At 61.1% G+C, this 11,779-nt stretch carries 9 protein-coding genes; 2 read left to right on the forward strand and 7 right to left on the reverse strand.

Translation table 11 applies throughout. The features are described 5' to 3' along the window. Window positions 1-1,302, reverse strand: coding sequence for an MFS transporter (locus EDF75_RS03000; protein WP_133596976.1), 1,302 nt, complete (start codon window positions 1,300-1,302; stop codon window positions 1-3). 301 nt (window positions 1,303-1,603) lie between these two features. On the opposite strand from EDF75_RS03000, the gene EDF75_RS03005 reads away from it, so the two are divergent. Continuing rightward, entirely contained in the window at window positions 1,604-2,677 is a 1,074-nt protein-coding gene (locus EDF75_RS03005) for a LacI family DNA-binding transcriptional regulator (RefSeq protein ID WP_041144723.1), read from the forward strand. Here the strand turns inward: EDF75_RS03005 and EDF75_RS03010 are convergent. The 6 genes from EDF75_RS03010 to moeA all read right to left on the reverse strand — a co-directional run bounded on the left by EDF75_RS03010 (window position 2,674) and on the right by moeA (window position 10,576). Next, window positions 2,674-3,939 carry a DUF1479 domain-containing protein gene (locus EDF75_RS03010; RefSeq protein ID WP_133596977.1) on the reverse strand — a complete coding sequence of 422 codons (1,266 nt, stop codon included), beginning with the start codon at window positions 3,937-3,939 and terminating at the stop codon, window positions 2,674-2,676. The two genes, EDF75_RS03005 and EDF75_RS03010, sit on opposite strands and share 4 nt — an antisense overlap. A 140-nt stretch (window positions 3,940-4,079) precedes the next feature. After that, window positions 4,080-4,895, reverse strand: a complete 816-nt coding sequence (locus EDF75_RS03015; RefSeq protein WP_133596979.1) for a Cof-type HAD-IIB family hydrolase — start codon at window positions 4,893-4,895, stop codon at window positions 4,080-4,082. A gap of 201 nt (window positions 4,896-5,096) precedes the next feature. Next, on the reverse strand, window positions 5,097-7,529 hold the full coding sequence (locus tag EDF75_RS03020) for a formate C-acetyltransferase/glycerol dehydratase family glycyl radical enzyme (protein WP_133596981.1): 2,433 nt from the start codon (window positions 7,527-7,529) through the stop codon (window positions 5,097-5,099). A gap of 4 nt (window positions 7,530-7,533) precedes the next feature. Continuing rightward, the gene (locus EDF75_RS03025) at window positions 7,534-8,433 is read right to left on the reverse strand and encodes a glycyl-radical enzyme activating protein (RefSeq protein WP_133596983.1); all 900 of its coding nucleotides are present in this window, start codon (window positions 8,431-8,433) and stop codon (window positions 7,534-7,536) included. A 152-nt stretch (window positions 8,434-8,585) separates the two neighbouring features. Then, window positions 8,586-9,341: a molybdopterin-synthase adenylyltransferase MoeB gene (gene moeB / locus EDF75_RS03030; RefSeq protein WP_133596985.1), complete on the reverse strand. Its 756-nt coding sequence runs from the start codon at window positions 9,339-9,341 to the stop codon at window positions 8,586-8,588. After that, window positions 9,341-10,576, reverse strand: coding sequence for a molybdopterin molybdotransferase MoeA (gene moeA, locus EDF75_RS03035; RefSeq protein WP_133596987.1), 1,236 nt, complete (start codon window positions 10,574-10,576; stop codon window positions 9,341-9,343). The genes moeB and moeA overlap by 1 nt, the downstream gene beginning before the upstream one ends. A 254-nt stretch (window positions 10,577-10,830) precedes the next feature. Here moeA and iaaA point away from each other — a divergent pair, with 254 nt between their 5' ends. Continuing rightward, window positions 10,831-11,772: a beta-aspartyl-peptidase gene (gene iaaA, locus EDF75_RS03040; protein WP_133596989.1), complete on the forward strand. Its 942-nt coding sequence runs from the start codon at window positions 10,831-10,833 to the stop codon at window positions 11,770-11,772. Window positions 11,773-11,779 lie beyond the last annotated feature (7 nt).

The raw sequence follows: 11,779 nt of genomic DNA on the forward strand, positions 1-11,779 counted from the left end.
TCAGGCGCGTTTGGCGCGACGTTCAGCAATAAAAGCCACCAGGAAAACCGCGCCAATCAGGTCAAAGAAGCCCATGGCGACGAATAGCGGGTTGAAGCCAATCTTGTCGGCGGTCACCCCGATTAATAAGGAGAACAGGAAGCTGGCGATCCAGGCGGCGGAGCCGCGCATGCCGTTGACGGTCGCCATCTGGCCCTTATCGAACGACTCCACCACCAGCGCGCTCAGCATGCAGGAGATAATCTGGTGGCCGAAGCCGCCGATGGAGATCAGGATGATGGTGATGTAGGGGTCGCGGGTAATGGCGACGAGGGCCAGAGAAATCATCAGGAAAGCGCCGGTCAGCGAGCTTGCTACCACGGAATTAACCCGTGAACAGCCGAACCAGCGGGTATAGAGTTTGGTCAGATAGCCGCTGACCACGCTGCCGAGATCGGCGGCGAGGAACGGCAGCCAGGCGAACATGGCTATTTGCTTGAGATCCATGCCGTGCTCTTTGGCGAGGTACAGCGGCACCCAAAAGCTCAGGACCGCCCAGGCCGGCTCCGCCATAAAGGCCGGGATCGCAATACCGTAGAAACGCTTATTTTTCGACACGGTTTTCAGCGCGGTAAAGAACGGCAGCTTCACCGCCGGCGGCTCGTTGTCCTGGCGGATGAACTCCAGCTCCGACTTGCCCAGATTCGGATGCTTCTCCGGATTGTGGTAAAACGCCCACCACAGGATCACCCACAGCAGCGCCAGCACCCCGGTGAACATAAACGCGCCCTGCCAGCCGAAAGAGGCGTGAGCAAAATAGATGATCGGCGGCGCCAGCATCGCGCCGATGGAGAAACCGACGCCGGCCCAGCCGGCGGCTATCGGGCGTTCAGATTTTGGAAACCATTCGCCGATGGTTTTGGCGTTGGCCGGGGTGGCGGCGGCTTCTGCTCCGCCCATGAAAAAACGCAGGATCGCCAGATGCAGCCAGCTGCCAGCACCGGCGTGGGCGATACAGGCGACGGCCCACAGGGTGGCGCAGATCATAAAGCCGAGCTTCAGGCCAATCACGTCAATCAGCCAGCCGCAGAGAGGCTGGAAGAGGGTGTAGGCCAGCTGAAAAGCGCCGACGATCCATGAGTACTGCTCGGTGGTGATGCCCAGCGTTGTCTTCAGCTCGGGGGCAATAATGCCTAAAGAGTTGCGGGTAATGTAGTTAACGGTGACGCCGAGCAGAAACAGGGTCAGCATCCACCAGCGCAGGTTTTTGACCACGCGGCGAGATTTGCTGACCGCCATATCGTTGTTGAGGCCTTGGCTCATAGAACTCTCCACAAGAACTTTGTAGGGGGAAATGACCGATGCTCAATCCCTGAGTTGTCATACCTGTTTTATTAACACTATGAATATTATTGTTTTATTTATTTGTTTTTCCGTATAACTAGTATGGAAGTTATCGGACCAATTCAGGTTAAGATAGAAAATGAGCGGCCAATAGCCTTATTTATGCAAGTTTTTTCATGAGATGGGGAGATGCTCACGACAGATAGCGAATCTGGCTTGATAAACTGCTTTTTGGTGCCATGAAAATTCTTTCATTTGTAAGATGGAGCTGGATCACAAAATGGATAAAAAGCTGAGAATTGCCGAAATCGCGGCCCGCACGGGGATGTCGGCGAGTACCGTTTCCCGGGTGCTGGCGGGTAAAGCGAACACTAGCGAAAAGGCGCGTCAGCGGGTCCTGCAGTGCGCCCGCGAAATGGGGGTGATGGAGGGGCTCGCCGCCGGGCGCATGCTGCTGAACAGCCTGGTGGTTTTCGCCCCTTCCCGGGCGTTTGATGAGCGCTCCGATATCTATTACTACCGCGTGATTCAGAGCATTAATAATGCGCTGGCGCCGCATGAGGTCCGCCTGCGGACCTGCGCGCTGGAAGAGAACGACAGCGATGCCAACCTGTTTTTGGCCCGCATGAACGAGGCGGAGACCGAGGCGGCTATTCTGCTGGGCATTGACGATCCGCATATTCACGATCTGGCCGCCGATTTTGCCAAACCCTGCGTGCTGATCAACTGCCGGGATGAGGGCATGCGCCTGTCGTCGATCGCCCCGGATCACCGGCTGATCGGCCAGTTTGCCGCGCGCTATCTGTTTGAGATGGGGCATCGGGCGGTCATGAACGTGATGTGCCTGCGCCGCTACACCATGGAGCTGCGGCTGGTGGGCATCAAGGAGGCCTGGCGCGCGCGCAACCTGCGCTTCACCGACGGGCGGGATCTGATCGGCGTGGCGAACTTCAGCGCCAGGGAGACGGAAGAGCAGGTGGGGGAGTGGCTTGACGCTCAGGCCGGGAAGCCGCTGCCGACGGCTTTTCTGGTCGGCGGAGACTATATGGCGGTGGGGGCGGTGAATGCGCTGCAAAAGCGCGGCCTGCGGGTGCCTCAGGACATCTCGGTCATGAGCATCGACGGGTTTAACCTCGCCGCCATCCAGGATGTGCCGCTTACCGCCGTTCACGTCCCGCGCGATGAGCTCGGCACGGAGGCGGTGCAGCTTCTGCAGCAGCGGCTGATCCGCCCCCAGGCCCCGAGCGGCTCGCTGCTGCTAAACGGCACGCTGGCGGTGCGGGATTCGGTACGGCGGATACGGCCCGGCAGCCGCCGCACCGCCGTTGAGCAACAGGGGCTGTACGACGATTAAACCTCGATGCCCAGCGCGCGTTTGCCGTGGACGTTGAGATCGTCGAGGGTAAAGCGCGCCTGCCAGTCGGCTTCGTAGTCTTCACGCGGAAAATCACCCGGCGACGCGCCTTTCTCCAGCGCGATTTTAACCTTGTGCGCGTAGGCGAGATTCTTCTCGCACAGCGGCGCGGCGGGGATATACATCACGTTGCCCCAGCCCTGCTGGTTTTCGACCGGCGCCACCGAGTGGATCACGTCGCAGTGCCACCACACCGAATCGCCGGCGCTGATGGCCGGGATCGCGCTCAGCGCTTTAATCAGCAGCGGGTGCCATTTCTCGGAAATCGGCAGCACTTTACCCGGCGCCACGCCGCACAGCTCGTCGTCAGGGACGTCATCGAGCAGCGGACGCAGCAGAACGTAGGCCATCGCCTCCGGAATCGGCACCACGTGCAGCAGGCCCTGGTCCGGGATCATATCGGAGAGCGCCGTCCAGCCCTGGAAGGTGCGGAATACCGAGCATTTGGTGGTGTTGTCGACGGTGTACTCTTCCACCTCGGTGCGGTGCGCCGCATCCCACGGGTCGTAAGCGTCGATATTGCCGTTAAAGACGTTGGCGAACACCTGCTGATAGGCGGGCAGCAGCCAGCGCTCGAGGGCGCCTGAATCGGTATGCGCTCCCAGCCCCTTCGAGGTGGTGCCCGGCGGGCGGCGGCGGATGCGGTCAGGATAGATAACGCTGACGTCCGGGTCGAACCACTGCTTGCCGTCATGGCTGAAGGTCCACAGGCGGTTAAGGAACGACTGCACCGCGGCCATCTCGTCGCTCTGCCGCGCCTGCATCTGCGCCTGCGACCAGTAAATCGGGTAGATCTCCGGACGCGAGGCGTCGAGGGAGCCGAAGAAGGTATCGCCCGGTCCTTTGTAGACGTCGTCGAAGCGGTTGAGGTCGAGGTATTCCAGCATCGAGTTGTCCCACGCCAGCGCCCGCTCGCGGGAGAAGTGGCCTCTGATCACCGCGCAGCCGCGGCGCCTGATGGCCTCGCGCTGGGCATCGCTCACTTTGCCCTGCGCAATATCGCTGAACGGGACTATCGGCCAGACCTCTTCCCCGCGGGCCTTAACGGCGTCAATTTCGTCGAGGCGCGCGCTAATTCGCGCCGTCAGCCGATCGAACACGGCCTGCACGTCGCCAATTTGCGCGCGCAGATCCTGTTTTATTTGTCGAATCGCCGCTTTGTGGTCGGCGGGGAGCGTTTCGCTGGTATGGATAACCGTCATGATGACCTCACTTTTCTTTCATTCGAAAGTATTAAATCTTACAAACGTTAATTTAAGTTAAATTTAAGTTAATGCAAGTTTAAAAATTGGATGAGGTGCACAAAATGGAAAAATCCGGGGCAGGGGGCCCCGGCGGCAGGCTATTCGTTGAAGGGGGCGGCGTGGTCCAGCACGGCCTGAATCACATTCAGCGCGCCGTGGTGGTTATTATCATCGGTGGCAAAGCGGGAGATGGCCTTGATGCTATCGGCGGCGTTGGCCATGGCGAAAGAGTACTTCACCAGCTTAAGCATTTCGGCGTCGTTGCCGCTGTCGCCAATCGCCACGCACTCCTGGGGCGAGATCTGCCAGCGTTTCAGCAGGCGGCTGATGCCGTTGGCCTTATGCAGGCCGGGGATAATTAAATCGACGAAGCCAAAGCCGCTGGTCACCGGCTTCATGATGCCGTCCAGCGAGACGTGCAGCTTATCAATGAGCTGGGGAATATCGCTGTCCGGCAGGTTAAGCGAGAACTTAAACAGCGTGTCGTCGATATCATGGTAGTTCGCGATGCGCTGCAGACGGTGGTAGTGCTTTGACATCAGCGCGACGAAGCTGTCGGGCGCGCGGTCGCTGACGTAGGCGCTTTCAAGGCCGCAGGCGACGAAGTTGAGCTGCGGGTCTTTGAGCAGCTCGCCGATCACAATCTGCGACTCATGGCGGGTCAGCTCGCCGTGAAACAGCTGCTGGCCGTGCTCGTAGACCAGCGCGCCGTTCTCGGCGACGAAAGAGATCTGCTCGCGAATTTCCGGGAAAAAGGAGATCAGCTGGTAGTACTGGTTGCCGCTGGCGACAACGAATTCAATACCCTGCTTGTTGAGCTGCGCGAACTGCGCGAGAAAACGCGAGCGGTCATACTGCTTGGCGTCATTGAGAAAAGTTCCGTCCATATCAGTGACGATAACTTTAACGGTCATACCTGTGCTCCTGGCTTAACTGCGACCAGTAACATTCTAATTACAATGTGACCTAAAGCACAAATTTATTTCGAATGAAAGTTTATCCGCCGGCTTCTGCGGCTTACTGCCGCTCAAAACCTATCGGCCAAACCCGCTGGGGAAGCGGGTAGCCCGGCCGGGCATCGTGCCAGCCGGGTGTTGTGTGATGCGGGGTCCGCTCTACAGCGTATGCTCGGTGCGGGCGATAATATCGTCCTGGGCATCCGGCGACAGGGCGGTAAAGAACGCCGAGTAGCCGGCGACGCGAACCACTAAATCACGATACTGGTCAGGGTGTTTCTTCGCGTCCAGCAGCGTTTCGCGCGAGACGATGTTGTACTGGATATGCCAGCCTTTGTGCACCTCGAAGAAGGTCCGCAGCAGCACCATCAGCTTCTGCTTATCGGACTCGTTCTCAAGCGTTGCCGGGTTGAGCTTCTGATTCAGCAGCACGCCGCCGAGAATCGCCCCGGTGGGCAGCTTACCGACCGAGTTGATGACCGCGGTTGGCCCGAGGTGGTCGGTGCCGGAAGCCGGACTCGCGCCTTCGGCCAGCGGAGAGTGGGCTTTACGTCCGTCCGGCGTGGCCATCGTCTGGGCGCCAAACGGCACGTTGGCGGAAATCGACGAGGTCCCGGCGTAGTAGTTGCCGCCAATCGGGCCGCGGCCGTAGCGCGGGTTATGATAATTCTTCAGCTCGTCGATATAGGTCTGGTAGGCGCGGGCGAGCAGGGTATCGACGCTATCGTCATCGTTGCCGTACTTCGGCGCGCCGTTGATCAGGCGCTGGCGCAGCTGCTCGTGGGTCAGCCCTTCGAAGTCCTCCGCGAGGGCTTCCGCCAGCTGCTGCTGACCAATGGCGCCCTGGTCAAAGACCAGTTTTTTCACCGCCGCCAGACTGTTGCCGAGGTTGGCGATCCCGACCTGCAGACCGGAAACCCAGTCATACTTCGCGCCGCCCTGCTTGATGCTTTTCGCCCGCTCGATGCAGTCATCCACCAGCGCGGAGCAGAGAATATCGTGCACGTTCTCCTCCAGCATGGTATCGACGACGTACTCAATTTCGATCGACTTACGCGTGTAGTAGCGGATCTGGGTATCCCAGTCGGCCAGCACCTGTTCGAAGCTGCCGAAGTTGCCTTTCGATAGCGCGTGCTCCTGCGGCAGAAACACCTGGCCGCTGGTGGCGTCGCGGCCGCCTTCCAGCGTGGCCAGCATCACGCGGGCGAAGTTGATAAAGCTCATCCCGGTGCAGCGATAGCCCCATTTGCCGCCCACGGCGGTTTCGATGCAGCCGATCGCCGCGTAGTCGTAGGCGTCCTGCGGCTCAATCCCGAGCTTGATAAACTCCGGGATCACTATCTCATCGTTATTGAACGCCGGCATGCCGAAGCCGCAGCGAATGACCTGCACGCAGGCGTCGAGGAAGTCGTTGCTCATCCCGGCGTGGTAGCGCACGCTGAGGTTAGGCTGGGTCGAGCGCAGGCGCCCGCAGGATTCGAGGATCGCGTACGAGAGCGGGTTTACCGCATCCTGCGGCTGGCCGTTGTGCAGGGTCTGGCCGCCGATGGTGACGTTCTGATACAGCGGGCTGCCCGCGGAGGCTTTGGAGTGCGAGCCGGAGCGGATCTTGTTCACTTCCAGCAGCTTCAGCCAGCAGCTGTGCAGCAGCTCGATGGCGTGCTCGCGGTCCAGCGACTGCTGGAGCTCAACGTCGCGACGGTAGTACGGGTACAGGTACTGGTCCATACGGCCGAAGGAGACCGAGTGGCCGTTGGATTCAATCTGCAGGATCAGCTGAATGAAGTAGCACAGCTGCAGCGCCTGCCAGAAGGTTTTCGGCGGCTCGTGGGCGATGATTTCGCAGCCTTCGGCGATAGTCAGCAGCTCGTCGCGGCGGGAGGCGCGGGTTTCTTCCGCCGCCATGGTGCGCGCCAGTTCGGCAAAGCGTCGGCTGTGATCGCTGACCGCCTCTAGCACGATATCAATGGCCTTCAGGAACTGCTCGCCGTGCAGATCTTCCAGCACGGTCAGGTTAATACGCGAGCGGCGTTCGGCGACCTTAGCGCGCATGCCGTCGAGGCCTTTTTCCAGCAGCAGCGGATAGTTCACCGCGAGGTGAGCATCGCCGGAAGTCATGTTGCCTTCCGCCTTAATAATCCCGGTGGCGAGCAGCGCTTTTTGCTCGTCGGTGAACATCCCGTAGCAGCGGTCCTGCACGGTCTGACCGCGCCACCACGGGCAGATGTCATGCAGGATGCGCTTATTCTCTTCGCTGACCGCAAAGCCGGCGCCTGGGCGATCGGCGAGATCGTCAATCTCCTTCTCAATCCAACTGACGGTGTACTCCGGGAAGATGGGCGCCGCGCGCACTTCGCTGGCCTGGTTGCCGACGATCAGCTCGTCGTGTTTGATCCAGATGGTGCGCTCTGCCAGATGGTGAGCCAGCGCCAGCGCGCGGCGTACCGGGACCGGCTTATCCAGATGCTGCTGACAGGCGGCGGTATAGTGACGGGCGCGCTCGGTGCATACCGGCGGCTTAACGATATGTACCAGCGCGGTTTTATGCGCCTGAATGCGGGGGCTTAGCGTATCCAGTTTCAGAGTGGTCATCATTTTATCCTCGTAGAGTAGCCGTTAAACCTTTGCTCTGAGCGTAGGTCTGCGCGAAGGCGAGCAGCTCGGGGGCAGCAAGGGGTTTGTCCGGAGCGGTATAGGGCTGACTGAGTAGCTGATATTTGTTCATTCCCAGCGTGTGGTACGGCAGGAAGTGGATCTCGCCAACCCGCAGGCGGTCGGCGGCAAAGTCGGTAATCGCGGCGATCGTCGCCTCATCGGCGTTAAAGCCCTGAATCAGCGGGACGCGGATGATGATTTTTTTCCCCGCCTGCGCCACGCGCTGCAGGTTATCGAGCACCCGACCGGCGCTGCCGTCGGTCCACTCTTTGAAAATGGCTTCGTTGACGTGCTTGAGGTCGGCGAGGAACAGGTCAACCCAGGGCAGCGAGGGCTCAACGTATTTCCACGGCACGTGCAGGCAGGTTTCGACCGCGGTGTGAATTCCCGCCGCGCGGCTGGCCTGCAGCAGCTGCTGCGCCAGCTCGGGATTCATAAACGGCTCGCCGCCGGAAAGGGTGACCCCGCCGCCGCTGCGATCGTAAAAAGGCTTATCGCGCAGCACCGTGGCCATAATCTGCGCCACCTCTTTTTCTTCGCCGCATACGCTGAGGGCGGTGGTCGGGCAGCAGTCGCGCAGCGACTCATAGCCTTCGGCGGTGAGCTTCTGGCGGTGGATAATCAGGCCGTCGAGGCTGCGGGTTATTGCATCCGGCGCCGCCTGCTGGCACAGATTGCAGCCGGCAAGGCACAGGCGGGGGTCGTACAGCAGATCCGCGGTGCGGGAGCGGCTTTCCGGGTTCTGACACCAGCGGCAGCCCAGCGAGCAGCCTTTGAGGAATACGACGGTGCGGATCCCTGGGCCGTCATGGGTTGAGTAGCGCTGAATGTTGAAAATCATGAGACCCCCCTGTTTTGCATATGAAGATTAAATTACTTTCGAATGAAACTTACATTGATGCAAATCAACAAGCGGGGCGGGCCGCTGAGGCGAAGAGGGGAAAGTCGCGGTCGGTCACAAATTTTCCGGCGACGGCCGCCGCCGGAGAAGGGCTAGCGGCTGGCGCAAACCTCGCACTGCGGGTCGCGCATTAGCTTCATTTCGCGGAACTGGCAGGTCATGGCGTCGTACATGACCAGCCTGCCTGCGGCAGGCGTGCCGTACTGAGTTAAGACTTTAATGGCCTCCATCGCCTGCAGGGAGCCAATGACGCCGACCAGCGGCGCCATCACCCCGGCCTCAACGCAGGTGAGGGCGTTCTCGCCGAACAGCCGGCTCAGGCAGCGATAGCAGGGCTCGTTATCCTGATACATAAAGACGCTGATTTGCCCCTCCATGCGGATCGCGGCGCCGGAGACCAGCGGCGTTTTATGCTGAAAACAGCCGGCGTTAAGCTGATTGCGTATCGTCACGTTATCGGTACAGTCGAGCACCAGGTCGTGGGCGGCGATCTGCGCCGCCAGCGCCGGCTGGTCGAGCAGCGCATTAAGCGGGGTGAGCCGCACGTGAGGGTTGATTCGCGCCAGCGAGTTGCGGGCGGAGTCCACCTTCGGCAAACCAATAGCGGCATCGCTGTGCAGCGTCTGGCGCTGTAGATTGGAGAGCGAGACGCTATCGAAATCGAGCAGGGTAAGCTCGCCGACGCCGGCCGCCGCCAGATACTGGGCGGCAGCGCAGCCCAGACCGCCGAGGCCGACCACCAGCACCCGGGCGCCCTTCAGCCGCTCCTGACCGTCAAAATCGAAATTGCGCAGGATTATCTGCCGGTTGTAGCGCAGCATCTCCTCATCGCTCAGCTCAACGTCCATTACAGCCCTCCGAGGAGGTGGTTAAAGGGTTCGACTTCGACCCACTCGCCCGCTTCCACGTGACCGCGCTCGCGCTCCAGCACGATAAAGCAGTTACCCTGGCTGAAGGAGCTGAAGATGTGCGAACCCTGATGGCCGGTGGACGTCACCACCAGCTCGCCGTCCGGGTTACGCTGCAGCACGCCGCGCTGGAAGTCGAGGCGCCCCGGAGACTTTTTCAGTCGCGTCGCCGCCCGCACGCGCAGGCGCATTGGCTGCGCGCTGGCCGCGCTGCCGCTCAGTTTTGCCAGCAGCGGCAGCACCAGCTGATAGAAGGTGAGGGTGGCGGAAACCGGATTGCCCGGCAGGCCGCAGAACCAGCTGTTGCTGAGCTTGCCGAAAGCAAAAGGTTTACCGGGCTTGATCGCCAGCTTCCAGAAGCCGATTTCGCCGAGCTCTTCGAGGATCTCTTTGGTGTAATCCGCTTCGCCGACCGAGACGCCGCCCGAGCTAATCACCACGTCGGCCTGCTGGTCGGCGGCGATAAACGCCGCCCGCAGTTTTGCCGGGTCGTCGGCAATAATGCCGAGGTTGATCACCTCGCAGCCCAGCTGCTGGAGCATCAGGTGCACCGCCAGGCGGTTGGTATCGTAGATTTGCCCGTCGCCAAGCGGCTGGCCCGGCAGCTGCAGCTCGTCGCCGGTAGAGAAGACCGCCACGCGAACTTTGCGCACCACCTCGACGTCGGCGATGCCCAACGACGCCAGCACCGGCAGCTCCGCGACGGTCAGCGGCGTACCGGCCGGGAATACCACCGCGCCGTGAGCGATATCTTCCCCGCGCCGACGAATATTCTGGCCGGGTTTTACCGCGGCGATGAAGCGAACGCCGTCGGCGGTTTGCTCGGTCTCTTCCTGCATCACCACCGCATCGCAGCCCTGCGGCACCGGCGCACCGGTCATAATGCGAATGCAGGTGCCTGCGGGCCAGGCAGCGTGGAACGGCTGGCCGGCGAACGCTTTCCCGGCGATCGGCAGCGCCGCGCCGTCGGCAAGATCGGCAAGGCGTACGGCGTAGCCGTCCATGGCCGAGTTATCAAACCCGGGGACGTCCAGCGGCGAAACGAGATCATGGGCGGTGACGCGCGAAAAGGCCTGCAACAGCGGCACGGTTTCCACCGCATTCAGCGGCGTAATACGGTTGAGCATCTGGGTCAGGGCTGTGTCGAGAGGCATCAGTCCGGCGGTAAAATCCATGGGTTTCTCCTGCGGGCAAACATCGAAAACGCCTATTATGGCAGAAAAGTGCGGGCGGCTATATGCCACCTGGGTACAGGCTTTACATCACCGTCCGCTCTTTCTATATTCAAAAATTGTATAGGACAGTCAGCACGATAATGATATCTATACACTTTATTATTTAAGCTCGCTTTGCGAGGGCAGAGACCTGATGCGGCGTGAATCAATAGCGCAACCCACGGCGGATCGGCGCAGCAGGAAGGAATAGCGGAATGAGCAAGGCGGTGATAGCAATTCACGGCGGCGCGGGGGCAATTAGCCGCTCGCAGCTGACGCCGGAGCGCGAGCGGCAGTTCGTGGCGGCGCTGTCGGCGATTGTCGATAGCGGGCAGAAAATGCTGGCGGCGGGCGCCAGCGCGCTGGATACGGTAACCGAGGCGGTGCGCCAGCTGGAGGAGTGTCCGCTGTTTAACGCCGGCATCGGGTCGGTATTTACCCGGGACGCCACCCATGAGCTCGACGCCTGCGTAATGGACGGCAACAGCCTGCACGCCGGGGCGGTTGCCGGCGTTAAGCATCTGCGCAACCCGATCCTGGCGGCGCGGCTGGTGCTGGAGGAGAGCCCGCACGTGCTGCTGATTGGTGAAGGGGCGGAGGCGTTCGCCGCCTCTCACGGGATGGCGCGGGTGGAAAACGATCTCTTCTCGACGACCGAGCGCCGCCTGCAGCTGCAGCAGGCGCAGGCGGACGATGAGATACTCCTCGACCACGGCGCCGCGCCGCTGGACGAGCGGCATAAAATGGGCACCGTCGGCGCGGTGGCGCTGGATATTGCCGGCAACCTCGCCGCCGCGACCTCCACCGGCGGGATGACCAACAAGCTTCCTGGACGCGTTGGCGATAGCCCGCTGCCCGGCGCCGGCTGCTACGCCAATAACGCCAGCGTGGCGGTCTCCTGTACCGGCACCGGCGAGGTGTTTATCCGCACCCTGGCGGCCTACGATATCGCCGCCCTGATGGAGTACGCGAACCTGAGCCTGCATGAGGCCTGCGAGCGGGTGGTGATGGAGAAGCTGCCGGCCCTCGGCGGCAGCGGCGGCCTGATTGCCATCGACAGAGAAGGTAACGTGGTGCTGCCGTTTAACAGCGAAGGCATGTATCGGGCCTGGTGCTACGCGGGCGATACGCCCACTATTGGAATTTATCGGGAATAAGGGGGTA

Origin of the sequence: Klebsiella sp. BIGb0149 (assembly GCF_004362605.1) — a bacterium.
GTDB classification, from domain to species: domain Bacteria; phylum Pseudomonadota; class Gammaproteobacteria; order Enterobacterales; family Enterobacteriaceae; genus Klebsiella; species Klebsiella terrigena.

What these genes read in the sequence shown, in the direction of transcription:
- moeB (WP_133596985.1), bottom strand. Translation starts at nt 9,341, where the DNA reads ATGGACGTTGAGCTGAGCGATGAGGAGATGCTGCGCTACAACCGGCAG.
- EDF75_RS03000 (WP_133596976.1), bottom strand. Translation starts at nt 1,302, where the DNA reads ATGAGCCAAGGCCTCAACAACGATATGGCGGTCAGCAAATCTCGCCGC.
- EDF75_RS03010 (WP_133596977.1), bottom strand. Translation starts at nt 3,939, where the DNA reads ATGACGGTTATCCATACCAGCGAAACGCTCCCCGCCGACCACAAAGCG.
- EDF75_RS03005 (WP_041144723.1), top strand. Translation starts at nt 1,604, where the DNA reads ATGGATAAAAAGCTGAGAATTGCCGAAATCGCGGCCCGCACGGGGATG.
- moeA (WP_133596987.1), bottom strand. Translation starts at nt 10,576, where the DNA reads ATGGATTTTACCGCCGGACTGATGCCTCTCGACACAGCCCTGACCCAG.
- EDF75_RS03015 (WP_133596979.1), bottom strand. Translation starts at nt 4,895, where the DNA reads ATGACCGTTAAAGTTATCGTCACTGATATGGACGGAACTTTTCTCAAT.
- EDF75_RS03025 (WP_133596983.1), bottom strand. Translation starts at nt 8,433, where the DNA reads ATGATTTTCAACATTCAGCGCTACTCAACCCATGACGGCCCAGGGATC.
- iaaA (WP_133596989.1), top strand. Translation starts at nt 10,831, where the DNA reads ATGAGCAAGGCGGTGATAGCAATTCACGGCGGCGCGGGGGCAATTAGC.
- EDF75_RS03020 (WP_133596981.1), bottom strand. Translation starts at nt 7,529, where the DNA reads ATGACCACTCTGAAACTGGATACGCTAAGCCCCCGCATTCAGGCGCAT.